The 24,387-nt window shown below is 67.7% G+C and carries 23 protein-coding genes; 18 read left to right on the top strand and 5 right to left on the bottom strand.

Annotation, left to right across the window (positions count from 1 at the left end; genetic code table 11):
- Positions 1-323: 323 nt before the first annotated feature.
- From ACM14_RS18400 to ACM14_RS18445, 10 genes are all read left to right on the top strand, one after another.
- Positions 324-725 (top strand): MerR family DNA-binding transcriptional regulator, encoded by a 402-nt coding sequence (locus ACM14_RS18400; protein ID WP_013800379.1) that lies wholly within the window; start codon positions 324-326, stop codon positions 723-725.
- 36 nt (positions 726-761) lie between these two features.
- A complete protein-coding gene (locus ACM14_RS18405; protein WP_065346939.1) occupies positions 762-1,220 on the top strand; it encodes a PaaI family thioesterase in 459 nt (152 codons plus the stop codon).
- Between the two features lie 43 nt (positions 1,221-1,263).
- Entirely contained in the window at positions 1,264-2,451 is a 1,188-nt protein-coding gene (locus tag ACM14_RS18410; RefSeq protein WP_034397421.1) for an isovaleryl-CoA dehydrogenase, read from the top strand.
- Between the two features lie 55 nt (positions 2,452-2,506).
- Complete coding sequence (gene can, locus ACM14_RS18415; RefSeq protein ID WP_012207787.1) at positions 2,507-3,169, top strand: carbonate dehydratase; 663 nt, start codon at positions 2,507-2,509, stop codon at positions 3,167-3,169.
- 33 nt (positions 3,170-3,202) lie between these two features.
- Entirely contained in the window at positions 3,203-4,990 is a 1,788-nt protein-coding gene (aceK, locus tag ACM14_RS18420; protein ID WP_065346940.1) for a bifunctional isocitrate dehydrogenase kinase/phosphatase, read from the top strand.
- A gap of 46 nt (positions 4,991-5,036) precedes the next feature.
- Complete coding sequence (locus tag ACM14_RS18425; protein WP_013800383.1) at positions 5,037-6,224, top strand: acetyl-CoA C-acyltransferase; 1,188 nt, start codon at positions 5,037-5,039, stop codon at positions 6,222-6,224.
- Positions 6,225-6,389: 165 nt separating this feature from the next.
- The gene (locus tag ACM14_RS18430; protein ID WP_013800384.1) at positions 6,390-7,013 is read left to right on the top strand and encodes a pyridoxamine 5'-phosphate oxidase family protein; all 624 of its coding nucleotides are present in this window, start codon (positions 6,390-6,392) and stop codon (positions 7,011-7,013) included.
- Between the two features lie 28 nt (positions 7,014-7,041).
- Positions 7,042-7,704: an SDR family oxidoreductase gene (locus tag ACM14_RS18435; RefSeq protein WP_065346941.1), complete on the top strand. Its 663-nt coding sequence runs from the start codon at positions 7,042-7,044 to the stop codon at positions 7,702-7,704.
- A 66-nt stretch (positions 7,705-7,770) separates the two neighbouring features.
- Positions 7,771-8,901, top strand: coding sequence for an acyl-CoA dehydrogenase family protein (locus ACM14_RS18440; RefSeq protein ID WP_012207782.1), 1,131 nt, complete (start codon positions 7,771-7,773; stop codon positions 8,899-8,901).
- Positions 8,902-9,043: 142 nt separating this feature from the next.
- Positions 9,044-9,835: an alpha/beta fold hydrolase gene (locus tag ACM14_RS18445; RefSeq protein ID WP_065346942.1), complete on the top strand. Its 792-nt coding sequence runs from the start codon at positions 9,044-9,046 to the stop codon at positions 9,833-9,835.
- A 21-nt stretch (positions 9,836-9,856) separates the two neighbouring features.
- Here ACM14_RS18445 and ACM14_RS18450 read toward each other — a convergent pair whose 3' ends face one another.
- A complete protein-coding gene (locus tag ACM14_RS18450; protein WP_012207780.1) occupies positions 9,857-10,354 on the bottom strand; it encodes a DUF421 domain-containing protein in 498 nt (165 codons plus the stop codon).
- 166 nt (positions 10,355-10,520) lie between these two features.
- Between ACM14_RS18450 and ACM14_RS18455 the strand changes: the two genes are divergently transcribed.
- Together ACM14_RS18455 and ACM14_RS18460 are read left to right on the top strand one after the other, a co-directional pair.
- Positions 10,521-10,934 carry a YchJ family protein gene (locus ACM14_RS18455; protein ID WP_065346943.1) on the top strand — a complete coding sequence of 138 codons (414 nt, stop codon included), beginning with the start codon at positions 10,521-10,523 and terminating at the stop codon, positions 10,932-10,934.
- On the top strand, positions 10,918-12,783 hold the full coding sequence (locus ACM14_RS18460) for a hybrid sensor histidine kinase/response regulator (RefSeq protein ID WP_065346944.1): 1,866 nt from the start codon (positions 10,918-10,920) through the stop codon (positions 12,781-12,783). Before ACM14_RS18455 ends, ACM14_RS18460 begins: the two co-directional genes overlap by 17 nt.
- Here ACM14_RS18460 and ACM14_RS18465 read toward each other — a convergent pair.
- Positions 12,753-13,490 (bottom strand): response regulator transcription factor, encoded by a 738-nt coding sequence (locus ACM14_RS18465; protein WP_013800389.1) that lies wholly within the window; start codon positions 13,488-13,490, stop codon positions 12,753-12,755. The two genes, ACM14_RS18460 and ACM14_RS18465, sit on opposite strands and share 31 nt — an antisense overlap.
- A gap of 187 nt (positions 13,491-13,677) precedes the next feature.
- On the opposite strand from ACM14_RS18465, the gene ACM14_RS18470 reads away from it, so the two are divergent.
- Both ACM14_RS18470 and ACM14_RS18475 read left to right on the top strand, forming a co-directional pair.
- Positions 13,678-14,730, top strand: a complete 1,053-nt coding sequence (locus ACM14_RS18470; protein ID WP_012207776.1) for a hypothetical protein — start codon at positions 13,678-13,680, stop codon at positions 14,728-14,730.
- Between the two features lie 99 nt (positions 14,731-14,829).
- Positions 14,830-15,534, top strand: coding sequence for an HAD family phosphatase (locus ACM14_RS18475; RefSeq protein WP_065346945.1), 705 nt, complete (start codon positions 14,830-14,832; stop codon positions 15,532-15,534).
- 21 nt (positions 15,535-15,555) lie between these two features.
- On the opposite strand, the gene ACM14_RS18480 is transcribed toward ACM14_RS18475, so the two are convergent.
- Positions 15,556-16,221, bottom strand: coding sequence for a glutathione S-transferase family protein (locus ACM14_RS18480; RefSeq protein ID WP_065346946.1), 666 nt, complete (start codon positions 16,219-16,221; stop codon positions 15,556-15,558).
- Positions 16,222-16,296: 75 nt separating this feature from the next.
- Positions 16,297-17,373 (bottom strand): AraC family transcriptional regulator, encoded by a 1,077-nt coding sequence (locus ACM14_RS18485; protein WP_016450029.1) that lies wholly within the window; start codon positions 17,371-17,373, stop codon positions 16,297-16,299.
- A 136-nt stretch (positions 17,374-17,509) separates the two neighbouring features.
- Here ACM14_RS18485 and ACM14_RS18490 point away from each other — a divergent pair, with 136 nt between their 5' ends.
- A complete protein-coding gene (locus ACM14_RS18490; RefSeq protein WP_065346947.1) occupies positions 17,510-19,228 on the top strand; it encodes an AMP-binding protein in 1,719 nt (572 codons plus the stop codon).
- A gap of 44 nt (positions 19,229-19,272) precedes the next feature.
- Here the strand turns inward: ACM14_RS18490 and ACM14_RS18495 are convergent, their stop codons facing one another.
- The gene (locus tag ACM14_RS18495; RefSeq protein ID WP_013800394.1) at positions 19,273-21,006 is read right to left on the bottom strand and encodes a Na+/H+ antiporter; all 1,734 of its coding nucleotides are present in this window, start codon (positions 21,004-21,006) and stop codon (positions 19,273-19,275) included.
- A gap of 92 nt (positions 21,007-21,098) precedes the next feature.
- Here ACM14_RS18495 and ACM14_RS18500 point away from each other — a divergent pair, with 92 nt between their 5' ends.
- The 3 genes from ACM14_RS18500 to ACM14_RS18510 all read left to right on the top strand — a co-directional run bounded on the left by ACM14_RS18500 (position 21,099) and on the right by ACM14_RS18510 (position 24,342).
- Positions 21,099-22,706 (top strand): carboxyl transferase domain-containing protein, encoded by a 1,608-nt coding sequence (locus ACM14_RS18500; protein ID WP_065346948.1) that lies wholly within the window; start codon positions 21,099-21,101, stop codon positions 22,704-22,706.
- 34 nt (positions 22,707-22,740) lie between these two features.
- Positions 22,741-23,526 carry an enoyl-CoA hydratase/isomerase family protein gene (locus ACM14_RS18505; RefSeq protein WP_012207769.1) on the top strand — a complete coding sequence of 262 codons (786 nt, stop codon included), beginning with the start codon at positions 22,741-22,743 and terminating at the stop codon, positions 23,524-23,526.
- 66 nt (positions 23,527-23,592) lie between these two features.
- A complete protein-coding gene (locus ACM14_RS18510; RefSeq protein ID WP_047327943.1) occupies positions 23,593-24,342 on the top strand; it encodes a DUF4126 domain-containing protein in 750 nt (249 codons plus the stop codon).
- Positions 24,343-24,387: the final 45 nt, after the last annotated feature.

The raw sequence follows: 24,387 nt of genomic DNA on the forward strand, positions 1-24,387 counted from the left end.
CCGTGTGAAAGTAGGTCATCGTCAGGCTCTTACAGCCCAAGAAACCCCGTAGCCCAAAGCTACGGGGTTTTTTGCATTGGGCTGCAGGAAACGGGGAAACAGGCTGAACAGCCAAAACGGACAGCCAAATGAACATCCAAAACGGACATCCCAGAAAAAGAGAGCGCTGACGCGCTCTCTTTTTATTCCTGCCGGGCTTCTTCGTCGCACCCGGATGCAACATCCGGCGCAGTTTCCTGGGGCCAATTCCGCTAGCATTGACGTTAACGTCAACGTCGCATTCCCATGGCCGCCGGCTGTGGATGCTGGCGGACTCTCCAGCCATGTCGACTACCTACACCATCAGCGATCTTGCCAAGGAGTTCGATCTCACGACCCGGGCCATCCGCTTCTATGAAGACATGGGCTTGCTTGAGCCCGAGCGCGCCGGGCCTGGCGGGCGCAATCGCGTCTACAGCGCGCGTGATCGCACACGTCTTCGCCTGACCTTGCGCGCCAAGCGTCTGGGGCTGTCTCTGAACGAAGCCAAGGAGATCATCGATCTCTACGACAGCCCCCGCGACACGGGCGTGCAACTGCGCAAATTCCTGGAAGTGCTGGCTGTGCATCGCCGCCAGCTCGAGGACCGCCTGGCCGATCTGCAGGCCAACCTGGCCGAGGTGCGAGAGCAGGAATCCGAGGCCCGCACTCTGTTGAAGCACCTGGATGGGAAAAATGCTTCATAATTGACGTTTACGTAAACGTAATTTGTGAGGCTTGCCTTGACCGTGCCCCGCCTGGAACCTGCCAACAGCGACTTTGCCCGCCGTGTGCGAGACAGTTTTGCACGCCAGGGCGCGATGCACACCCTGGGCGCCGAGCTGTCCCTGCTGGAGCCCGGCGCCGCCGATGTCTGCCTGGCCTGGGCCCCCGGGCTGACGCAGCAGCATGGCTTTTTGCATGCCGGCATGGTTTCCACGGCGCTGGATTCCGCCTGCGGCTATGCAGGGCTGACCCTGATGCCGGCCGATGCTGCCGTGCTCACCATCGAATTCAAGATCAATCTGCTGGCCCCCGCCAAGGGCCAGCGCTTTCGCATGGAAGGCCGGGTGATCAAGCCGGGCCGCACGATCATCGTGACCGAGGGGCGCGCCTATGCCATCGACGAAGGCCGCGAGAAACTGATTGCCACCATGGGCTGCACGCTGATGTGCGTGCAGGGCCGCGATCTGGCCGACTGAGCCGGGCGGCGTTCTTTCACCAAATTTCCACAGGAGACACGAGATGAGCCTTTCCAACCTGCCGGGCCTGAACTTCCAACTGGGCGAGGACATCGACGCGCTGCGCGATGCCGTGCGCGAGTTCGCACAGGCCGAGATTGCACCGCGCGCCGGCGAGATCGACCGCGACGACCAGTTCCCCATGGACCTGTGGCGCAAGTTTGGCGATCTGGGCGTGCTGGGCATCACCGTGTCCGAGCAGTACGGCGGCGCCAACATGGGCTACCTGGCCCACATGGTGGCGATGGAGGAGATCTCGCGTGCCAGTGCCTCGGTGGGCCTGTCCTATGGCGCGCACAGCAATCTTTGCGTGAACCAGATCAACCGCAACGGCAACGAGGCGCAAAAGGCCAAGTACCTGCCCAAGCTGATCAGCGGCGAGCACGTGGGCGCGCTGGCCATGAGCGAGCCCGGCGCCGGCTCGGACGTGATCAGCATGAAGCTCAAGGCCGAGGACAAGGGCGGCTACTTCCTGCTCAACGGCACCAAGATGTGGATCACCAATGGTCCCGATGCCGACACCCTGGTGGTCTACGCCAAGACCGAGCCCGAGTTGAACGCCCGCGGCGTGACTGCCTTCCTGATCGAGAAGGGCATGAAGGGCTTTTCCATTGCCCAGAAGCTGGACAAGCTGGGCATGCGTGGCAGCCACACGGGCGAGCTGGTGTTCGAGAACGTCGAGGTGCCGGCCGAGAACGTGCTGGGCGGCCTGAACAACGGCGCCAAGGTGCTGATGAGCGGCCTGGACTACGAGCGCGCCGTGCTGACCGGCGGGCCGCTGGGCATCATGCAGTCGGTGATGGACAACGTCGTGCCCTACATCCATGACCGCAAGCAGTTCGGCCAGAGCATTGGCGAGTTCCAGCTCATCCAGGGCAAGGTGGCGGACATGTACACCGTGCTGCAAGCGGGCCGCTCATTTGCCTATACGGTCGCCAAAAACCTCGATCTGCTGGGAACGGAGCATGTTCGCCAGGTCCGCAAGGACTGCGCCAGCGTCATCCTGTGGTGCGCCGAGAAGGCGACATGGATGGCCGGCGAAGGCGTTCAAATCTATGGAGGTAATGGGTATATCAACGAATACCCACTGGGTCGCCTCTGGCGGGATGCGAAACTCTACGAGATCGGCGCCGGCACCAGCGAGATCCGTCGCATGCTGATCGGCCGCGAGCTGTTCGCAGAGACCTGCTGATCCCGCGCCCGCCTGCCGCGCCGTTCTTGAGTTTGACCCAACAAAAGGATTGCTTATGAGCACAACCTCCATCGAAGAACTGTTTGTCCATAACCGCGAATGGGCCCAGCAGATGGAGCGTGACCGGCCCGGTTTCTTCACCGGGCTGTTGTCGCAGCAAAAACCCCGCTACATGTGGATCGGCTGTTCCGACAGCCGCGTCCCTGCGAACCAGATCACGGGCCTGGAGCCCGGCGAGGTGTTCGTGCATCGCAACGTGGCCAACGTGGTCGTGCCCAGCGACCTGAACTGCCTGTCCACCATCCAGTACGCGGTGGACCAGCTCAAGGTCGAGCACCTGATGGTCGTGGGCCACTATGGCTGCGGCGGCGTGCTGGCGGCACTGGAAGATGTGCGTGTGGGCCTGGCCGACAACTGGATCCGCCATGTGAAGGATGTGCGCGACAAGCACCAGGCGCTGCTGGCCAGCCTGTCCCCGCAATGGCGCCACGATGCGCTGTGCGAACTCAATGCCATCGAGCAGGTGATCAATGTGGCGCAGAGCACGGTGATGCAGGATGCCTGGGCGCGGGGCCAGAAGGTCACGCTGCATGGCTGGTGCTATGGCCTCAAGGACGGCCTGATCACCAATCTGCAGATGACCGTGCCCGGTGTCGGCGGCATCGCCAACATCCATGCCGAGGCTGTCGAGCTGGTCGCCAGCCGCCAGCGCGACTGAGCGGCCATGGCAGGCGGGACCCCGGGAGACTTCATGCCGATGCCTGCCCAGGACACCCTGCTTGCCCATGACATAGCGCGGGCGATGATGGATGGCTTCAATCGCCATTACCGCCTGTTCCGCGCCGAATCCGCCCGCGCCAAGCACCGCTTCGAAACCGCCGACTGGCTGGGCCAGCAGCGTGCCCAGCGCGAGCGCATCGAGTTCTACGACCTGCGTGTGCGCGAATGCGTGCGCCGGCTTGAAAAGGAATTTGCGGCCGGCGCCCAGCCCATGCAGGTCTGGCAGCAGATCAAGCGCCACTACATCGGGCTCATGGTCAACCACCTGCAGCCGGAGCTGGCCGAGACCTTCTTCAACTCGGTCACCACCAAGATCCTGCACCGCACGCATTTCCACAACGACTTCATCTTCGTGCGGCCCGCCGTCAGCACGGAATACATAGAGAACCAGGAGCCGGCTGCGCGCCCGGCCTACCTGGCCTTCTACCCCACGCGCGAGACGCTGCCGCAGACGCTGCGCGAAGTCGTGGAGCAATTCGCGCTGCAGCGCCCCTTCGAGGACCTGGAGCGCGACATCGCCCGCCTGGCCGAGCGCCTGGAGCCGCAGCTGCAGGCCATGCGCCTGTACGCCAACTTCCAGATCCAGGTGCTGTCCAGCCTGTTTTTCCGCAACAAGGGCGCCTACATCGTCGGCAAGATCATCAACGGCTTTGCCGAGCTGTCCTGGGCCGTGCCCATCCTGCACGGCGACAACGGCCGGCTGGTGCTGCATGCGGCCCTGTTCGGCGAGAAGGACTTCCACGGCCTGTTCAGCTTTGCGCGCGCCTACTTCATGGTCGATACCGACGTGCCCAGCGCCTACGTGCAGTTCCTGCGCAGCCTCATGCCGCGCAAGCCGCGCGCCGAGCTGTACAACGCCCTGGGCCTGGCCAAACAGGGCAAGACGCTGTTCTACCGCGACTTCCTGCACCACCTGCGCCATTCGCGCGACCAGTTCCGCATCGCACCCGGCATCAAGGGCATGGTCATGCTGGTGTTCGACCTGCCCAGCTTTCCCTATGTGTTCAAGCTCATCAAGGACCGCTTCGCCGCGCCCAAGGAGATCACGCGCGAACAGGTCAAGGCCAAGTACCGCCTGGTCAAGCAGCACGACCGCGTGGGGCGCATGGCCGACACGCTGGAGTACAGCCTAGTCGCCTTCCCGCGCGAGCGCTTTTCGGATGCGCTGATCGCCGAGATCCTGGAGCATGCGCCCAGCCAGGTCGAGATCAGCGACCGCGACGGCGATGGCCGGCAGGAGGTCATCATCTCCCACCTCTACATAGAGCGGCGCATGGTGCCGCTGAACATGCTGCTGCAGGAGTGCTTCGATGACGGGCTGGACCTGCCGGCACCGCGGCAGCGCCTGGAGAGCGCCGTGATCGAGTACGGCAATGCCATCAAGGATCTGGTCGCGGCCAACATCTTCCCGGGCGACATGCTGTGGAAGAACTTCGGCATCACGCGCGGCGGCAAGGTGGTGTTCTACGACTACGACGAGATCGAATACCTGACCGACTGCCACTTCCGCCAGGTGCCCGCGCCGCGCAACGAGGAGGACGAGCTCAGCGGCGAGGTCTGGTACCCCGTGGGCCCGCGCGATGTGTTCCCGGAAACCTTCGCTCCCTTTCTGCTGGGCAACCCGGCCGTGCGCGAAGTCTTCATGCGCCACCATGCCGACCTGCTCGACCCCGCCTTCTGGCAGGCGCACCAGCAGCGCATCCGCGAAGGCCATGTCCACGATGTCTTCCCCTACGAGCGCAGCCGCTGGCTGGCCTGACCCGTTTTCCCTTTCTTTCACCATCACGACAACCCAGGAGACAAGCATGCAAGACCCCATCGTCATCGTCGGCGCAGCCCGCACCCCCATGGGCGCCTTCCAGGGCGACTTCGCCGACCTCGCGGCCCATGATCTGGGCGGCGCTGCCATCAAGGCGGCCGTGCAGCGCGCGGGCGTGGCGCCCGAGAAAGTGGACGAAGTGCTGTTCGGCAACTGCCTGATGGCGGGCCAGGGCCAGGCGCCCGCCCGCCAGGCCGGCTTCAAGGGCGGCCTGCCGCGCAGCACGGGCGCCGTGACCCTGTCCAAGATGTGTGGTGCCGGCATGGAGGCCACCATCCTGGCGCACGACCAGCTGGTCGCAGGCAGCCGCGATGTGGTGGTCTCCGGCGGCATGGAAAGCATGACCAATGCACCCTACCTGCTCAAGAAGGGCCGTGGCGGCTACCGCATGGGTCACGACAAGGTCTATGACCACATGATGCTCGACGGCCTGGAGGACGCCTACGAGCCTGGCCGCTCCATGGGCACTTTTGGCGAGGACTGCGCCGCCAAATACCACTTCACGCGCGAGCAGCAGGACGCCTACGCCATCGAAAGCGTCAAGCGCGCCCAGGCGGCCACTGAAAGCGGCGCCTTCGCCGCCGAGATCACGCCCGTGACCGTCTCCACGCGCAAGGGCGACGTCACGGTCAGCATCGACGAAGGCCCGGCCAAGGCCAAGCTGGACAAGATTTCCAGCCTCAAGCCCGCCTTCAAGAAGGACGGCACGATCACGGCCGCATCGAGCTCCAGCATCAACGACGGCGCCGCCGCCCTGGTGCTGATGCGCGAGTCCACGGCCAAGGAGCTGGGCTGCAAGCCGCTGGCGCGCATCGTTGCCCATGCCACGCATGCCCAGGAGCCCGAATGGTTCACCACGGCCCCCGTGGGCGCCACGCAGAAGGCCCTCAAGAAGGCTGGCTGGACGGCTGCGGACGTGGACCTGTGGGAAGTCAACGAAGCCTTTGCCGTCGTGCCCATGGCCCTGATGGCCGAGCTGGGCGTGCCGCGCGACAAGGTCAACGTCAACGGCGGCGCCTGTGCGCTGGGCCACCCCATTGGCGCCAGCGGTGCGCGCATCCTGGTCACGCTGCTGCACGCCCTGCAGGCGCGCGGCGGCAAGCGCGGCCTGGCCACGCTGTGCATAGGCGGCGGCGAGGGAACAGCCATGGCGATAGAAATGGTCACCCCCTGAGGCGCTGCGCGCCCTCCCCCTGAAAGGGGGACGACACCCTCGGTGCGGGGCGGCCCTTCCTCGGTGTCTCTGATTTGCATTGCGCCAGTTTTATGGGCAGCGCCACAGACGTCCAGAGAGCTAGACTTGGATCGGCCGATCCGCTATTACTTTGACCTCTCGACCATGATTACCAGCGAAGAACAGTTGCGCAGCCTGTATGCCATGCCGGCCGAAAGGGCCTTGCTCAAGCAGCAGGTGGACCTGGACCGGCACTGCCTGCGCTTCATCGCGCTGTCGCCGCTGTGCATCGTGGCCACGGGGGGCGGGGCGGGCGCGATGATGGATGCCTCGCCGCGCGGCGGCAAGCCGGGCTTCATCAAGGCGCCCGACAACCAGACGCTGCTGATTCCCGATTCGGGCGGCAACAACCGCCTGGACAGCTTCAGCAACCTGATCGCCGATCCGCGCATCGGCCTGCTGTTCATGGTGCCGGGTTTCGACGAGACCCTGCGCGTCAACGGCGTGGCCAAGCTGCGCGACGAGGCCCATTACACGGCGCTGTTCGCCAGCGAAGGCTTCCGGCCCAAGATCGTTCTGGAGATCCAGGTGCACGAGGCCTATCTGCACTGTGCCAAGGCGCTGATGCGCGCCCGGCTCTGGAAGCCAGAGTCCCAGGTGTCGCGCAACGTCATGCCCTCGGTGAACCAGATGGTCCACCAGCAGATCGGCCTGCCTGCGCCCACCGAGACGCAGGAGGCCATGGTCGAGCGCTACGAAAAACAGATCGCGGACGAGCAGGGCCGCTGACCGCATTCCATTTGAAAGGTCGAAAGACATGGCAGTCACTCTGGTGTTGGGAGCCTCGCGCGGGCTTGGTTTTGCCTTGGTAGAGGCCTATGCGGCCCAGGGCCGCAGCGTGGTCGCCACGGTGCGCAGCGAGGCCGACCGCGAGCACGTCGAGGCCACGGGCGCCAAGGTGCTGCTGGTGGATGTGGCCGACCCGGCCAGCGTCAGCGGCCTGGCCTGGCAGCTCGACGGCGAGAAGATCGAGCTGGCGCTGTACGTGGCCGGAGTGTGGGATGCCCACAGCTCGGCCACGCCGCCCACGCGCGAGCAGTTCGACCGCGTCATGCACACCAATGTGCTGGGCGCCATGCAGGTGCTGCCCCAGGTGGCGCCGCTGGTCGAGGCGGCGGGCGGCGTATTCGGCCTGTTCTCCAGCCAGATGTCGCTGCTGGCCGACGCCGAATCCGACGCCTGGCTCTACCGCGTCAGCAAGGCTGCGCTCAACATGGTCGTGGCCAGCGCACAGCCGCAATGGCCGGGCGCCACCGTGGTCGCGCTGGACCCGGGCTGGGTGCAGACCGACATGGGTGGCGCGGCCGCCACGTTCACCGTGGAGCAAAGTGTGCAGGGCCTGGTGCGCACGCTGGCCGGCGTCACGCCGGCCGACCGGGGCCGCATGCTGCGGCATGACGGGCAGCGCATCGCCTGGTAGATCCGACGGCAGATCCGACCAGCGCAACGGACAACGAACAACGAAACAAGAATCAGGAGACAAGACATGCTGCTCAACGCAGACCAGGAAATGATCCGTGACGCGGTGCGCGACTTCGTGCGCACCGAAATCACGCCCCATGCCGCACGCTGGGACAAGGAACACCACTTTCCCAAGAACGTGCACCAGGGCCTGGCGGCGCTGGGCGCCTACGGCATCTGCGTGCCCGAGGAATACGGCGGCGCCGGCCTTGACTACCTGAGCCTGGCCCTGGTGCTGGAGGAAATCGCAGCCGGCGACGGCGGCACCAGCACGGTGATCAGCGTCACCAACTGCCCCGTCAACGCCATCCTCATGCGCTACGGCAGCGAGGCGCAAAAGCAGCAATGGCTGGCGCCGCTGGCGCGCGGCGAGATGCTGGGCGCCTTCTGCCTGACCGAGCCGCATGTGGGCTCGGATGCCTCGGCGCTGCGCACCACGGCCACGCGCGACGGCAGCGACTACGTGATCAACGGCGTCAAGCAATTCATCACCAGCGGCAAGAACGGCGACGTGGCCATCGTCATCGCCGTCACCGACAAGGCGGCGGGCAAGCGCGGCATGAGCGCCTTCATCGTTCCGACCTCCGCACCCGGCTACCAGGTGCTGCGGCTGGAGGACAAGCTGGGCCAGCACAGTTCGGACACGGCCCAGATCCAGTTCGAGGGCTGCCGCATCCCCGCCGCCAACCTCATCGGCGCCGAGGGCGAGGGCTACAGGATTGCGCTGTCGGCGCTGGAAGGAGGGCGCATCGGCATTGCCGCGCAAAGCGTGGGCATGGCACGTGCGGCCTTCGATTGCGCGCTGCAATACTCCAAGGAGCGCGAGAGCTTCGGCCAGCCCATCTTCAACCACCAGGCCGTGGGCTTTCGCCTGGCCGACTGCGCCACGCAGATCGAGGCCGCGCGCCAGCTGATCTGGCATGCGGCCAGCCTGCGCGATGCGGGCCTGCCCTGCCTCAAGGAAGCGGCCATGGCCAAGCTGTTCGCCAGCGAAATGGCCGAGCGCGTGTGCAGCGCCGCCATCCAGACCCTGGGCGGCTATGGCGTGGTCAGCGACTTCCCCGTGGAACGCATCTACCGCGACGTGCGCGTCTGCCAGATCTACGAGGGAACGAGCGACGTGCAGAAAATTCTCATCCAGCGCGCCCTGGCCTGAGGCCAATCCCCCACGCTGCGGGTCGGGCCGGATGGCCCTGACACCCGCAGGGCTTAGCATGGAGCATCGCCGGCACGGCGCCCGAGAGAGGCGGGCGGCCGTTTCCGGCAGGTTTGTGACCACCTTCGCAGGAGATCCCGACATGCCCATCGCTTCCGTCAACGGCCAGAACCTGTACTACGAGGACACGGGCGGGAGAGGCCCGGTCCTGGTGTTTTCGCACGGGCTGCTCATGGACCACACCATGTTCGCTCCCCAGGTCCAGGCACTGCAGGGGCGCTTTCGCTGCATCAGCTGGGACGAGCGCGGCCATGGCCAGACGGCAGACCCCGCGCATTGCGCCCCCTTCGACTACTACGACTCGGCCGACGACCTGGCCGCCCTGCTCGAGCACCTGGGCGTGGAGCGCGCGGTGCTGGTCGGCATGTCGCAGGGCGGCTATCTGTCGCTGCGCTGCGCGCTCATCCACCCCGAGATCGTGCGCGCGCTGGTGCTGATCGACACCCAGGCCATGCTGGAAGACCCCGAGCAGATGCCCCACCACGAAGCCTTGCTGCGCGCCTGGATGGAGCATGGCCTCAGCGACGACATGGCGTCCACGGTGGAGCGCACCATCCTGGGCCAGGGCTGGAGCGGCGCGGCGGCCTGGCGTGCCAAATGGAAGAAGGCCACGCCCATCAACCTGGGGCAGAGCTTTCTGGCGCTGGCCCAGCGCGATGACATCAGCCCACGCCTGCCCGACATCCATGTGCCGGCCCTGGTCATCCACGGCACGGACGACACCGCCATCGCGCCTGACCGTGCACGCGCCATGGCCAAGGCCTTGCCCAGGGCGCAGTGGGTGGAGGTGCCGGGTGCCGGCCATGCGGCCAACCTCACGCATCCGCAGCCCGTGAACCTGGCCATCGAGCGCTTCCTGGAGCAGCTCGACTGACAGGGCCTGCCGGGCAGGGGGTCAGACCGGCGGATCGCCATCGTTCTCGCTGTCGCGGCGGCGCAGGACGACGGTGATGCTGCCGTCGGTCTCCAGCGTGGCGCGCTCCACCTCGCGCAGGTGCAGGCAGCCGCCCGCACGCAGCGCGGCCTCGATATCGTCGCGCGTGATGCGTTCCTCGCGCATCAGGTCCTTGTTCAGGTGTCCGTCCCTGATCAGGGCCTTGGCCTTGCCGTCGATGAGTCGCTCCAGCGCGGGAAAGCGAAAGGTCAGCCAGGACAGCAGCAGATGGCACAGGATCAGCGTGGAGGCCGAGACCATGCCGCCGATCAGCGAGTTGTCCCCGGCATTCATGGAGTTCTGCACCGCATTCGACAGGATGAGCAGCAGCACCAGGTCAAAGGGCGCGTACTGCCCCGTCTGGCGCCGCCCCGTCAGCCGAAGGAATACCAGCAAAAACAGGTAGACGGCCACGCCGCGCACCACGAACTCCCACCACGGGACCGACATTGAAAACATGGGCTCTCCTTACAGGCCCGAGGGCCCGCGGTCAGTATCATGGCCCGCCTGTCCTCCATCAAGAACCCGGTCGCAGCAAGGCGGCCGTGACTGACATGCATTCCTGCTCCCGCGCCGTCCTCCCCCAAGTTCCGCAAGTTCCCCAAGTTCCGCAGGGCCAGCCGCTATGAGCGCTGCCGCCACCTCCCCGGCCTGTCCCTGCGGTCTTCAGGATGCCAAGGGCCGTCCCCTGGCCTTCGATGCCTGCTGCGGCCGCTACCTGGACCATTTCGACGACTGCCCTGCGCCCGACGCCCAGGCCTTGATGCGCTCGCGCTACAGCGCCTTCGTGCGCGAGGACGCCGCCTATCTGCTGGCCACCTGGCACGCCAGCCAGCGGCCCGCCACGCTGGACTTCGAGCCTTCGGCACGCTGGCTGGGGCTGGCGGTCAAGGACTTCCGAAGCACCGGCGAGGACAGCGCCGAGGTGGAATTCGTCGCGCGCTACCGCGTGGGCGGCCGCGCCGTGCGCCTGCATGAGCGCAGCCGTTTCGTGCGCGAAGCCGGGCGCTGGCTCTACGTGGATGGCGACCAGTTCTGAACACGGCGGCGGCCCTGCGGAGCCGCTGTGGAAACTGCAGCAGCGCCAGCGGCTGCTGCTGTCCATCGCATCGCGGGGCTCGTCCGAGGCGGCGGCCCTCATCATCCCCGGCATCGTGGTCTGGTTGCAGCGGCACGAAACGGGCGCCTTCCAGGTGCCGCTGCTGCTGTGGTGGCTGGGCATGGCGTTCATGGCCTGCGTCTTCGTCGGGTTGCGACGCCAGTTGCGCCGGGACCTGGGTGCTGCCGTGCCCTCGGCCGAGTTGCCAGCGCGGCTGCAGCGCTGGGAGCGCGTGATGGGCCGCATGGCCCTGCTCAACGCCGGTTCCTGGGCGCTGGCGATACCGCTGACCCATGGCAGCGGCCATGAATTCCGGCTTTTCATCTACCTGGTGCTGTGCGGCGTCGTGGCCTCGGCCGCCACCTTCCTGGCGCCGGCATCTGCCGTGTTCAAGCGCTTTTTCGGCGTGCTGTACGGCGCCATGCTGCTGGCCGTGGTCTGGTACTTCCCGAACAGGGGCCTGTACCTGCTGCCGCTGCTCATGCTGTATGGCGCCACCATCGCGCGCCATGCCTGGGGGGCGCGCCAGCTCATGCTGCAGCAATGGGCGCAGGAGCGCGACCGCCAACTGCTGGCCGAGCGCTACCTGGCCGCCAAGGAGCAGGCCGAACAGGCGCTGGAGGCCAAGAGCCGCTTCCTGTCGGCCGCCAGCCATGATCTGCGCCAGCCGCTGCATGCCCTGGGCCTGCTGGTGGAAACCGCCCGCCAGCGCAATGCCGACGGCGCACTGGCAGGCGTGCTTGACGATGCCCAGGCCTGTGCCCAGTCGCTGGGCACCATGTGCAACGACCTGCTGGACCTGTCGCGGCTGGAGAACGGCACCTGGGAGCTGCGCGCCCAGGTGATGGACCTGCGCATTCTGCTGGGCGATGCCACGCGCCTGTTCGCGGCCGAGGCGCGCCAGCGCGGGCTGGTGCTGCGCTGGCGCGTGGCGCGCGGCATGGATAGCCTGGTGCGTGCCGACGAGGCCCTGCTGCGCCAGATGGTGTTCAACCTGCTGCACAACGCCCTGCGCTACACCCAGCGCGGCGGGGTGCTGCTGGCCGCCCGCGTGCACGGCGGGGGCTGGCGCATCGAGGTCTGGGACACGGGCCTGGGCATTGCGGCCGAAGACCGGCCCCATGTCTTCGCACCGCACTTTCGCGCGCGCTCAGGCCAGGCGGCCCGGCGCGCGGCCCAGCCTGCGGCCGACCACCTGCCCGGCGTGAGCAGCCAGGGCCTGGGCCTGGCCGTCGTGGCCGCAGCCGCCCGCCGCATGGGCGTGGAGCACGGCCTGCTGTCCACGCCAGGGCGGGGGTCCTGCTTCTGGCTGCAATTGCCGTCCAGCCTGAATGTGCAGGCGGCCTTGCCGCAGTCTGAGGGATCGTCCGAGGGATCGCAGGCGCAGACGCAGGCGCAGTCCCGGCCGCCCCTGCTCCAGGGCCGGTGCTGGGTGGTCGATGACGATGCGCAGGTGGCGCGGGCCCTGGCCGGCCTGCTGCGCGATTGGGGGCTGCAGGTGGATGTGGCTGCCACGGGCCGCGAGGTGGCCGACTGGCTGGCGGCAGGGCAGCACCCTGATTTCGTGCTGTGCGACCACCATCTGGCCCAGGGCGAGAACGGCTTTGTGCTGCTGCAGAACGTGCTGGCGCAATCGCCGCAGGCGGCGGGTGCCCTGCTCAGCGGCGAGCCGTCACCGGCGCTGGAGCAGGAGGCGCAGGAACTGGGCTATCTGCTGCTGCGCAAGCCCGTGGACCCGCTGGCGCTGCTGGCCCTGCTTCAGCGCAGGCTGGCCGTGGCCGGCGCCTGAACCGTATCGGTCGGCGGGACGGAGGGCGGCAGCTCCAGCGCGATGCCCTGCATGCGCGTGATGGCGTCGATGCGGCTGTGCACGCCCAGGCGCTGCAGAGCGCCCGCCACATGCTCCTTGACCGTGTGCGGCGACAGATGCAGCAACTGCGCAATGCTGGGATTGGGCAGGCCGCGCAGCACCAGGTCCAGCACCTGGGCCTGGCGCGGGGTGAGGCCCAGCTCGGCCGCCGTCATGCGGATGGCATGGGCGCCGCCGGGCGCCTGTGGCGCCAGCGGGGCGGCGGGGAACCAGGTCTCGCCGCGCAGCAGGGCCGCCACGGCCTGCTGCAGCACCTGCGGCGGCTGCGACTTGAGCACAAAGCCATGGGCCCCGGCCGCGCGTGCCTTCAGGGCAATCGCGCCATGCGTGTCGCCGCTGGTCATGAGCACGCGGCAGGCGGGCGCCAGCGTGCGGATTTCGCGCACCACGTCCGTTCCCGCACTTGCACCCAGCCAGAAATCCACGATGGCCAGATGCGGCGATCCCCTGCCGGCCATGCACTGCAGGCCTTCACCCGCATCGGCCACGGCATGGACTTCGGACAGGCCGAATTGTTTCAGGAATTCGGACACGCCCATGGCCGTCAGCGGGTGGTCGTCGATCACCAGGGCATAGCGCCCCGATTGGAGACAGGAGGAATCGGTCAGGAGGGGATGGCTGTGCATGGTCCGCGCAAAGGCATGTCGAAAGGGCTGGAGCGCCAGGGCGCGCCCGGATACACCTTGCGCACATCGTAACGATTACCCCCCGGCCGGGGGGTGACCGGATGTCGGCCAACTCCCCAAAATCGCCGCCGATGCCCTGAGATTCCGCATGGAACGGGCACGTATTCAACGAGAAGGGGAGATAGTCATGAAGATGGTACAGCTCACGCGCCGCAGTGCGGCATTGATGCTTCTGGGAACCCTGGCCGCCTGTGGCGGCGGTGGTGGTGGTGGATTGGGAGAACCGGGCGGCGGAGATCCCGGCAATGGCGGAAATCCTGGCAACCCCGGCACGCCCGGCAACCCCGGCGGCGGCACAACGACCCCGGTGACCGGCCAGTACCGCATGGAGACGGCTGCCGAAAACTTCGACGCGGCCCTGTCCGCCATGAACACGCTGGGGGCGCAAGGCTATGCCTTCACCTACAGCCTCGCCTCGGGCGGCACGACCTTTCCCGTTCCCATCGGTGACTTCTACGTTACCGACACGGCCCACACCGGCACGCGCCTGGACTACCGCATGGTGGCCGACGTGGCGGGCGTCTCGGCCCTGGTGGCCCAGCTCAATGCGCAGGGTGCGCAGGGCTACCTGTACAAGTCGGGCATGGCGTTTCCCAGCAGCACGCAGGACCTGCGCAACCTCTATGTGCGCAGCAGCAGCGCCGCCGCCACCTACAGCTACGAGACGCGCCCCGCCGTGGGTGCGCTGGACACGTCCGGCTTCACGCAGCAACTGGCCGAGATGAGCGGCCGGGGTTTCCGCTACACGGGCCCGCTGATCTCGGGCGACGAGATGTTCAACCTCTACGTCAAGGACTCCAAGGCACCGGCCTTCGAGTACGCGGTGTTCGCCCTGGCCGCGCCCTTCGGCATGGCCAACGGCACGGCGCTGAAGCAGCGCCTGGACGAGATGGGTGCCAAGGGCCATCTGCTGCGCGGCGCCCTGGTGCTGCGCGGCAATACCGAAGGCGTGCAGCTGTACGAAAAGAGCGGCGACCAGCAGGGCGCCATCGAGTACCGCCTCGAATCCGTGTCCAACAACGCCAGCCTCGCGCAGCGCCTGGAGCAGTTCAACCGCAACGCGGCCGAAGGCTTTTTCGCCTTCGGCGATGTGGTCACCGACGATGGCCAGTTCCATTCCATCTCGGTGCGCAACGTCAAGCGCATGGTCCATCCGCTGGCCGGTGCCTCCTTCCCCTGAGCAGGGCACAGGCATGCGCGGCCGGCGCATAATCCGGCCATTTTCCGCAGCAAGGGCGCCCCAGGGCGCCCTTGCTCAGTTTGTTTCGAGAATCCATCCATGACTGCTTTCGAGGCCGTGCTCTTCGACTGTGACGGCGTGCTCGTCGACAGTGAATCCATCACCAACCGCGTGCTGTGCACCATGCTCAATGAATCGGGCTGGCCCATCAGCACCGAGGAATGCCTGCGCGAATTCATCGGCAAAACCGTGCGCAGCCAGGCCGCGCTGATCGAGGCGCGCACCGGCAAGCCGCTGACCGACGCATGGATGGCCGCCTTCTACGAGCGCCGCAACGCCGCGCTGCGCGCCGAGCTGGTGGCCATTGACGGCGCGCTGTCCGCCGTCAGCGAATCCCATGCGCTGTGCGCTGGCCGCATCGCCTGCGCCTCGGGCGCGGACCGCGCCAAGGTGGAGATGCAGCTGGCCCAGGTCGGCATGGCCCCGTATTTCGAGGGCCGCGTCTTCAGCGGCCATGAGCTGCCGCGCAGCAAGCCCTTTCCCGATGTGTACCTGGCCGCCGCCGCTGCACTGGGCGTGGAGCCGGCGCGCTGCCTGGTCATCGAGGACACGGTGACCGGCGTCACCGCCGGCGTGGCCGCAGGCGCCACGGTCTGGGGCTACTTCCCGGCCGACCAGGGCCACGCATCGGCCGAGCAACTGCTCGAAGCCGGCGCCAGCTGCGTGTTCGGCGACATGGGCGAGCTGCCTGCCATGCTGCGCGCCATCGGACAGGCCAGCGCCAGCGCCAGCGCCAGCGCTTGAGCTTGGGCTTGAGCCGGGGCCCTAGCGCAGCCGCGGCGAAGGCGTCTCGTCCACGGCCTGCGCACGCGCGGCCTGCTGCTCGGCCTGCAGCGCCCGCTGGAAGGCGGGCCGCTGCTGCAGTCGCTGCCAGTAGGCCTGGGTGGCAGGCCCCCATTGCGGCTCCATCTCCAGGTGCGCCGACAGCATCAGCGCATAGCCCACGGCCACGTCGGCAGCGGTGAAGCGGTCTGCCGTGAGCCAGTCGCGCTGCTCCACGGCCTGCTCCACGGCGCGCAGCCGCGCGAGGAACCAGCGCTGGTAGTCCTGGGCCACCTGGGGCTGGCGCCGTTCGGCCGGTTCGAAGTGCGCATAGCGCAGCACCAGGGTCTGCGGGAAGGTCAGCGTGGCATCGCTCATGTGCAGCCAGTTGAGGTAGGCCGCGAAGCCCGCCTCCTGCGGCTGCACGGACAGGCCCGCCCCGGGGTGCAGGGCGGCCAGGTATTCGCAGATGGCGGCTGACTCGGTCAGCCTGGCCTCGCCGTGGCGCAGCAGCGGCACCGTGCCCAGCGGGTTGAGCTCCAGGTAGCTGCGCTGCAGCGCGCGCGGCGGAAACGGCAGCATGTGCAGCGTGTAGGGAAGCTGCAGTTCTTCGAGCATCCACAGCGCGCGGAAGGAGCGCGCGCTGACGCAGTGGTGGAGATGGTGCATGCGCAAAGCCTAGGCCAGATGCGCGGACGGCGGCAGTCGCGCAGGATGCAAATCGCGCCAGGATGCGCGCGGCCCTCACTCGGGCCGGGCTCGCGCGCTCTTGCGGAATTCGGAAGGCGACAGCCCCGTCCACAGCCGGAAGGCGCGGATGAAGCTCTTGTCGTTGAGGAAGCCGCAGGACTGCGCGATGCGCTTGATGGGCCGGCTGGTGCGCAGCAGCAGGGCCACGGCACGCTCGCGCCGCACCTCGTCCTTGAGCGCCTGCAGCGAGGCGCCTTCTTCCTTGAGCTGGCGGTGCAGGCTGCGCTGGGACAGGTGCAGCTGGCGCGCCAGCGTGTCGGCCGTCTGCAGGCATTCGGCGTCGGCCGCCAGCAGCTGGCGCACGCGCTGCACCAGCTGGCGCTCGCGCCGGTAGGGGCGCACCTGCAGCGGCAGGGCGCGCTGCAGCATGCGCTGCAGGGCAGGCTCGTCGCGCGTCAGCGGCATATCCAGAAAACGCGCGTCGAACTGGAGGCAGGCCCGGGCCGCGCCAAACTCCACCTCGCCCGGCGGGAACAGCAGCGCATACACGCCCGCATGCGGCGGGGGATCGAAGGGAAAGCAGGCGCGCCGCAGCGGCAGCGGCTCATCGATGAACCAGCTGGCCAGGCCGTGGATATTGCGCAGCACCGACAGCAGGCAGAACTCGCGCATGGCGCCCAGCGTGGACAGCTCCTCGATGGCCAGCGTGGCCAAGCCGTCTTCCTGCGTCAGCGTGAGCCGGATGTCATCGGCCAGCAGGCCATGGTGGCGGCACCAGCGCGCCAGCGCCAGGCCCAGCTGCTCGCTGCCCATGCTGGCGCGCGCCAGCATGCCGTAGCTGCCCCAGGGCAGGCGCCGGGAGAACCAGCCCAGGGCCTCGTCGTCGAGTTCGCGCATGGCGGCATCGGACAGTGCCTCCATCTGCAGCGCCGTGATGCACTCGTTGCGCTCTTTGACGGAGTCTGGCGCGATTTGTGCCTTCTCCAGGGCGGACAGGGCGCTGATGCCCCGGCGTTCGTAGGCCAGCATAATGGCCTGCACAAAGGCCATGGGCGTGACTGCAGGGTGTGCGGAGGCCATGGTGGCGGCCGCCTGGGGCAGGGGGGTCTTGACCAGCGAGGGGGTGAACATGCTGGCAATTATTGCAACCTTCGTGGCCTGTTCTGCTCGGGGTTGGCCCTTATGCTGCCACGCAATAGCTGCCGTGACGGGGCAGGCCACTGCATTTGCCCGTTCCAGGCGCCGCCGACGACACAGGAGACAACGCATGCCCGCCCAGAACGCCCCGCTCGCTTCCAGCCATGCCCAAGGCCGCACCGATGTGCCGCTGATCGAGCAGACCATCGGCGATTTCTTTGCCGACATGGCGGCCCGCCAGCCCGATCGCGAGGCCCTGGTCAGCCGCCACCAGGGCCTGCGCTACAGTTATGCCGGCCTGCACACCGAGGCGCGCCGCCTGGCCAGCGCGCTGCTGGGCCTGGGGCTGGACAAGGGCGACCGCGTCGGCATCTGGTCGCACAACAACGCCGAATGGGTGCTGATGCAGCTGGCCACGGCCCAGGTCGGCCTGGTGCTGGTCAACATCAACCCGGCCTACCGCACCTCCGAGGTGGAGTACGCGCTCAACAAGGTCGGCTGCAAGGCGCTGGTGACCATGGCGCAGTTCAAGACCAGCGACTACCTGGGCATGCTGCGCGAACTGGCCCCCGAGCTGGCCACGGCCGAGCCCGGCCGCCTGCATTGCGCGCGCCTGCCCCAGCTGCGCAGCGTGGTCTGGATCGACGTCGCAGGGCAGGGCGAAGAGCAGCCCGGCATGCTGCGCTTTTCCAGCCTGCTGGCGCGCGGTGATGCGCAGGATGCGCGCATCGACGCCGTGGCCGCCACGCTCAAGAACACCGACCCCATCAACATCCAGTTCACCAGCGGCACGACGGGCTTTCCCAAGGGCGCCACGCTGACCCACCGCAACATCCTGAACAACGGCTTTTTCATCGGCGAGTGCATGCGGCTGACGCCCGAGGACCGGCTGTGCATTCCCGTGCCGCTGTACCACTGCTTCGGCATGGTGCTGGGCAACCTGGCCTGCTTCACGCATGGCTCGGCCATCGTCTACCCGAATGACGGATTCGATCCGCTGCTGGTGCTGGAGACCGTGCAGGCCGAGCGCTGCACGGGCCTGCACGGCGTGCCCACGATGTTCATCGCCGAGCTGGACCACCCGCGCTTCAAGGAGTTCGACCTGAGCACGCTGCGCACCGGCATCATGGCCGGCTCGCCCTGCCCCATCGAGGTGATGAAGCGCGTGGTCAGCGACATGCACCTGTCCGAGATCACCATCGCCTACGGCATGACCGAGACCAGCCCCGTCAGCTGCCAGAGCGATGCCGACACGCCGCTGGAGCGCCGCGTGTCCACCGTGGGCAAGGTGCAGCCGCACCTGGAGGTGAAGATCGTCGACCCGGCCACGGGCGAGGTGGTGGCGCCTGGTGTCTCGGGCGAGCTGTGCACGCGCGGCTACTCGGTCATGCATGGCTACTGGGGGGACGAGGCCCGCACGCGCGAGGCCATCGACGACGAGGCCTGGATGCACACGGGCGACCTGGCCACCATGGATGAGCAGGGCTACGTGAACATCGTCGGCCGCATCAAGGACATGGTGATCCGCGGCGGCGAGAACATCTACCCGCGCGAGATCGAGGAATTCCTCTACCGCCATCCCCAGGTGCAGGACGTGCAGGTGGTCGGCGTGCCCGATGTGCGCTACGGCGAGGAGCTGTGCGCCTGGATCATCGTCAAGCCCGGACAGACGCTGACCGAAGACGGCGTGCGCGACTTCTGCAAGGGCCAGATCGCCCACTACAAGGTGCCGCGCTACATCCGCTTCGTCGAGGCCTTCCCGATGACGGTGACCGGCAAGATCCAGAAGTTCAAGATCCGCGACGAGATGATCGCCATGCTGGATCTGCGTCCGGCCAGGACCGCCTGAGGGCTGCTTTCATGTGCTGCCGCCAGCTGTCCACCGCGTGCCGCCTAGTGCGTGCCGCCCTCGGGCGCGGCCACGGCCGAGGCTGCAGCGCGGCGCGCCACCACCAGGCGCTTGCGCAGCGAGATCTCCTGCATGTCCAGCTCGCTGACCAGGCGGCGCAGCGACTCGTCGTTGATGCGGTGGGCCTGGCGCTCGGCGTAGAGCGCGTCGCGCTCCTGGTGGATGCAGCGCAGGCGCAGCTCGATCTCCAACAGGTAGCGCAGCTTGCGCTGGCGCACGACTTCGGGCGCCTCGCGCTGGATCTCGATGCTGGAGGCCGTGCCGCTGCCGTCGTCCAGCAGCTGGACGCGGTTGCGGTACTCCTGCGTCAAGTGGCCCATGACCTCCTGGTGCATGGCCACCCATTCGGGCGTGTGGCCCTGGATCTCTTCCTCGCTCAGCGTCAGCCCGCCAATGGCGGACTGGCAGGCGGCCACGCGCGCCAGGCGCTCCTCGCGCACCGTGGGCGATTCGCCGGGCTGGGGCATGCGGCGCAGGATCAGCGGCAGCGCGATGCTGCCCAGCACCAGGGTGAACAAGATGGTGCCGGTGGCCAGGAAGATCAGCATCTCGCGGCCCGGAAAGGGCTGGCCGTTGTTCAGCAGCATGGGCACGGACAGCGCGCCAGCCAGCGTCACGGCGCCGCGTATGCCGGCCATGGTGGTGGCCAGGTTCAGCAGGTGCGAGGGGCGCTCTGCCATCTTTCCCTGGAAGTGGGCGCGTGCCAGGCTGCGCTGCACGCCCAGGGTCAGCCAGATCCAGCGCATCAGCAGCAGCGCGCTGGAGATGATCACCACATAGCCCACCAGCACCCACCATTCGCTGCCCGCATCGTGCAGCGTCACGCCGATGATGGAGGGCAGCTGCAGGCCCAGCAGCAGGAAGATGGCGCCGTTGAACGAGGCTTCCACCATGCTCCAGGTGCCCTCGGTCTGCAGCCGCTCGCTGATGTAGCTGCTGCGCTCCAAGTCGGCGAAGTTGGTGGCAATGCCCGCGGCCACGGCCGACAGGATGCCCGACACGCCGATCTTTTCGCCCACGATGTAGGCGGCGAAGGGCAGCAGGATCAGCAGCAGCACCATCTGCGTGGCCGCCACGTCGCCCAGGCGGCGCGTGATGGTGCTGCGCGCATAGGAAAAGCCCCAGCCGATCAGCGTGCCCACGCCCAGGCCGCCCAGGGCCATCCACATGAATTCCTTGGCCACCTCGGTCCACGAGAACAGGCCGGTCAGCGTGGCGGCAATGGCGAACTTCAGCGCCACCAGGCCCGAGGCATCGTTGAGCAGGGACTCGCCTTCGAGGATGTGCATGGTCTTCTCGGGCATGCCCAGGTTGCGCGTGATGGCCGAGACGGCCACGGCATCGGTGGGCGAGACCACGGCGGCCAGCGCAAAGGCCACGGTCAGCGGCATGCCGGGCACCAGCCAGTGGATCAGCCAGCCCAGCCCCACCACCGTGAACAGCACCAGGCCCAGCGCCAGGCGCAGGATGGGGCGGTACAGCGAGAAGAACTCGCGCTTGGGGATGCGCCAGCCGTCGGCAAACAGCAGCGGCGGGATGAACAGCAGCAGGAACAGCTCGGGATCGAAGGCGATGTGCAGGCCCTTTTGCGGCCAGGCGATCAGCGCTCCCAGGGCGATCTGTATCAGCGGCAGCGGGATGGCGCGCACATAGCGCGCGGCAATGCCGGTCAGTGCCCCCAGCAGCAAAACGAGCAAGACGATTTCAACGGTGTGCATACGGCATTTTCCCCAGCCCGGGCCGCCGTTCTTTGCAGCACATTCGAAAAAACCAAGCGCCCGCATCGGGCAAACACAAGAAGAGGCCACACATGAGCATTCTGGGCACCCAACTCAATCCGCGTTCGGCGGACTTCCTGGCCAATGCCGCCGCCATGCGCGCCGTGGTCGAGGACCTGCAGGCCCAGGTGGCCAAGGTCGCCGAGGGCGGCGGCGAGGCCGCGCGCGCCAAGCACGTGGCGCGCGGCAAGCTGCTGCCGCGCGAACGCGTGGCCATGCTGCTGGACCCGGGCACGCCCTTTCTGGAGGTCGCCCCGCTGGCCGCGCTCAACATGTACCGCAACGATGCACCCGGCGCGGGCCTGATCGCCGGCATCGGCCGCGTCAGCGGCGTGGACTGCATGATCGTGTGCAACGACGCCACGGTGAAGGGCGGCACCTACTACCCGATGACGGTGAAGAAGCACCTGCGCGCCCAGGAGATCGCCGCGCAGAACCGCCTGCCCTGCATCTACCTGGTGGACTCGGGCGGCGCCAACCTGCCCAACCAGGACGATGTGTTTCCCGACCGCGAGCACTTCGGCCGCATCTTCTTCAACCAGGCCAACATGAGCGCCGAGGGCATTGCCCAGATCGCCGTGGTCATGGGCTCGTGCACGGCCGGCGGCGCCTATGTGCCGGCCATGAGCGACGAGTCCATCATCGTCAAGAACCAGGGCACCATCTTCCTGGGCGGCCCGCCGCTGGTGAAGGCCGCCACGGGCGAGGTGGTCAGCGCCGAGGACCTGGGCGGCGGCGACGTGCACACGCGCCTGTCGGGCGTGGCCGACCACCTGGCCCACAACGACACCCACGCGCTGGCGCTGGCACGCCAGTCCGTGGCCAACCTCAACCATGCCAAGCAGCCGGCGGCTGGCGACCTACCCCCCGAAGCGCCGCTGTTCGACGGCGGCGAGCTGTACGGCGTGATCCCCGTGGACACGCGCAAGCCCTTCGATGTGCGCGAGATCATCGCCCGCGTGGTGGACGGCAGCCGCTTCGACGAGTTCAAGGCGCGCTTCGGCGCCACCCTGGTCTGCGGCTTTGCGCGCATCGAGGGCATGCAGGTGGGCATCATCGCCAACAACGGCATCCTGTTCAGCGAATCGGCGGTCAAGGGCGCGCACTTCATCGAGCTGTGCTGCCAGCGCAAGATCCCGCTGGTCTTCCTGCAGAACATCACGGGCTTCATGGTGGGCCGCAAGTACGAGAACGAAGGCATTGCCCGCCATGGCGCCAAGCTGGTCACGGCCGTGGCCACGGCGGCCGTGCCGAAGTTCACCATCATCATCGGCGGCTCCTTCGGCGCGGGCAACTACGGCATGTGCGGCCGCGCCTATTCGCCGCGCTTCCTGTGGATGTGGCCCAACGCGCGCATCTCGGTCATGGGCGGCGAGCAGGCGGCCAGCGTGCTGGCCACCGTCAAGCGCGACGGCATCGAGGCCAAGGGCGGCCAATGGACGGCCGAGGAGGAAGAGGCCTTCAAGGCCCCCATCCGCCAGCAGTACGAGGATCAGGGCCACCCCTATTACGCGACGGCGCGCCTGTGGGACGATGGCGTCATCGACCCTGCCGACACGCGCCGCGTGCTGGCGCTGGGCCTGGCGGCCACGCGCAACGCTCCCATAGAGGACACGCGCTTCGGCGTGTTCCGCATGTGACGGCGGCCCCTCTTTCCTTGCAGCGAGGTACTTCATGAAAACCACCGCACTGACCCTCGAATTCCAGGGCCCCCTGGCCACCATCACGCTGACCCAGCCCGAAGTGCGCAACGCCTTCAGCGACGAGGTCATCGCCGACATCACCCAGGCCTTCCACTCCGTGGGCAAGCGCAGCGACGTGCGCGCCGTGGTGCTGGCCGCCGAGGGCCCGGCCTTTTGCGCAGGCGCCAACCTCAACTGGATGCGCCGCATGGCCGACTACTCGCGCGACGAGAACCGCGAGGACGCCGGCCTGCTGGCCGAAATGCTGCGCGTGATCTACGAATGCCCGCAGCCCACCATCGCGCGCGTGCAGGGCGATGTCTATGCGGGCGGCATGGGCCTGGTCGCTGCCTGCGACATGGCCGTGGCCGCCGAGGGCGCGGGCTTTTGCCTGTCCGAGGTGAAGATCGGCCTGATCCCCGCCACCATCAGCCCCTACGTGATCCGCGCCATGGGCGCGCGCGCCGCCCACCGCTACTTCCTGACCGGTGAGCGCTTCGACGCGGCCGAGGCGCTGCGCATCGGCTTCGTGCACCGCGTGGTGGCGGCAGACGAGCTGGACAACGCCGTGGACGGCCTGCTCAAGCACCTGGTCAGCGCCGGTCCCGCCGCCGCCCGCGCCTGCAAGCGCCTGGTGATCGACGTGGCCGAGCGCGAGATCAACGAGCAACTGATCGCCGCCACCGTCGAAGGCATTGCCGACATCCGCGCCAGCGCCGAGGGCAAGGAGGGCGTGCAGGCCTTCCTGCAAAAGCGCAAGCCGGCCTGGCTGGCCTGACACGCGCGGGCTGCCCATTCATCGCGCCACCACCGAGCAACGCCGAGCCAACGCCGAGTCAACACCATGAGCACCCTGACCGACTCCCTCGTCCAGTGGCTGCAGTCCGTGGGCCTGTACCCGGGCCCGGCCGTGCACCACACGGTCAGCGAGGCGGCTGGCGAAGTGGCCGAGCGCGTGGGCCAGGCCACCAGCGGCATGGACATGGCCGGCCTGCTGGCGCTGGCCGCCGCACTGGGCTGGGCCAGCGGCTTTAGGCTCTACGCCGTGGTCTTCGTGACCGGGCTGCTGGGCGCGCTGGGCTGGGTGGCGCTGCCGGGCGGGCTGCATGTGCTGGAGCATCCGGCCCTGCTGTTCGCCAGCGGCGCGCTGCTGTTTGTGGAGTTCTTCGCCGACAAGATCCCCGGCGTGGACTCGGTCTGGGACCTGCTGCAAAGCGTGATCCGCATCCCGGCGGGCGCGGCGCTGGCGGCCGGCGTCTTCGGCGCCGACAGCGCGACCATGGCCACCATGGCGGCCCTGATGGGCGGCTCGCTGGCCCTGTCCAGCCAGGTGGCCAAGAGCACGGCGCGCGCGGCCATCAACACTTCGCCGGAGCCGTTTTCCAACGTGGGCGCGAGCCTGGTGGAGGACGGTGCCTCGGTGGGCGCGATCTGGCTGGCGCTCACTCATCCGCTGGCCTTCGCCGCCGTGCTGCTGGTCGTGGTCATCGCCCTGTGGCTGCTGACCTGGGCGCTGTGGCGCTTTCTCAAGGCCGTGGTGCAGCGCCTGCGCGCGCTGTTCGGCGGGTCTCCCGCGATGAATCAAAAACCATAGCCGCCGGTCGCCGAATGACCGGGGCTGCAGAGAAAACACTGGAGA

Source organism: Delftia sp. JD2, assembly GCF_001682645.1.
Taxonomy (GTDB): Bacteria; Pseudomonadota; Gammaproteobacteria; order Burkholderiales; family Burkholderiaceae_C; genus Comamonas; species Comamonas acidovorans.

Excerpts from the sequence above, each read along its gene's own strand:
- ACM14_RS18470 (WP_012207776.1), top strand. The coding sequence starts at position 13,678 with ATGAAGATGGTACAGCTCACGCGCCGCAGTGCGGCATTGATGCTTCTG.
- ACM14_RS18485 (WP_016450029.1), bottom strand. The coding sequence starts at position 17,373 with ATGTTCACCCCCTCGCTGGTCAAGACCCCCCTGCCCCAGGCGGCCGCC.
- ACM14_RS18440 (WP_012207782.1), top strand. The coding sequence starts at position 7,771 with ATGCTGCTCAACGCAGACCAGGAAATGATCCGTGACGCGGTGCGCGAC.
- ACM14_RS18410 (WP_034397421.1), top strand. The coding sequence starts at position 1,264 with ATGAGCCTTTCCAACCTGCCGGGCCTGAACTTCCAACTGGGCGAGGAC.
- ACM14_RS18435 (WP_065346941.1), top strand. The coding sequence starts at position 7,042 with ATGGCAGTCACTCTGGTGTTGGGAGCCTCGCGCGGGCTTGGTTTTGCC.
- ACM14_RS18490 (WP_065346947.1), top strand. The coding sequence starts at position 17,510 with ATGCCCGCCCAGAACGCCCCGCTCGCTTCCAGCCATGCCCAAGGCCGC.
- ACM14_RS18500 (WP_065346948.1), top strand. The coding sequence starts at position 21,099 with ATGAGCATTCTGGGCACCCAACTCAATCCGCGTTCGGCGGACTTCCTG.
- ACM14_RS18430 (WP_013800384.1), top strand. The coding sequence starts at position 6,390 with ATGATTACCAGCGAAGAACAGTTGCGCAGCCTGTATGCCATGCCGGCC.
- ACM14_RS18475 (WP_065346945.1), top strand. The coding sequence starts at position 14,830 with ATGACTGCTTTCGAGGCCGTGCTCTTCGACTGTGACGGCGTGCTCGTC.
- ACM14_RS18450 (WP_012207780.1), bottom strand. The coding sequence starts at position 10,354 with ATGTTTTCAATGTCGGTCCCGTGGTGGGAGTTCGTGGTGCGCGGCGTG.
- ACM14_RS18495 (WP_013800394.1), bottom strand. The coding sequence starts at position 21,006 with ATGCACACCGTTGAAATCGTCTTGCTCGTTTTGCTGCTGGGGGCACTG.
- ACM14_RS18480 (WP_065346946.1), bottom strand. The coding sequence starts at position 16,221 with ATGCACCATCTCCACCACTGCGTCAGCGCGCGCTCCTTCCGCGCGCTG.
- ACM14_RS18465 (WP_013800389.1), bottom strand. The coding sequence starts at position 13,490 with ATGCACAGCCATCCCCTCCTGACCGATTCCTCCTGTCTCCAATCGGGG.
- ACM14_RS18510 (WP_047327943.1), top strand. The coding sequence starts at position 23,593 with ATGAGCACCCTGACCGACTCCCTCGTCCAGTGGCTGCAGTCCGTGGGC.
- can (WP_012207787.1), top strand. The coding sequence starts at position 2,507 with ATGAGCACAACCTCCATCGAAGAACTGTTTGTCCATAACCGCGAATGG.
- ACM14_RS18455 (WP_065346943.1), top strand. The coding sequence starts at position 10,521 with ATGAGCGCTGCCGCCACCTCCCCGGCCTGTCCCTGCGGTCTTCAGGAT.
- ACM14_RS18400 (WP_013800379.1), top strand. The coding sequence starts at position 324 with ATGTCGACTACCTACACCATCAGCGATCTTGCCAAGGAGTTCGATCTC.
- ACM14_RS18505 (WP_012207769.1), top strand. The coding sequence starts at position 22,741 with ATGAAAACCACCGCACTGACCCTCGAATTCCAGGGCCCCCTGGCCACC.
- ACM14_RS18460 (WP_065346944.1), top strand. The coding sequence starts at position 10,918 with ATGGCGACCAGTTCTGAACACGGCGGCGGCCCTGCGGAGCCGCTGTGG.
- ACM14_RS18425 (WP_013800383.1), top strand. The coding sequence starts at position 5,037 with ATGCAAGACCCCATCGTCATCGTCGGCGCAGCCCGCACCCCCATGGGC.
- ACM14_RS18445 (WP_065346942.1), top strand. The coding sequence starts at position 9,044 with ATGCCCATCGCTTCCGTCAACGGCCAGAACCTGTACTACGAGGACACG.
- aceK (WP_065346940.1), top strand. The coding sequence starts at position 3,203 with ATGCCGATGCCTGCCCAGGACACCCTGCTTGCCCATGACATAGCGCGG.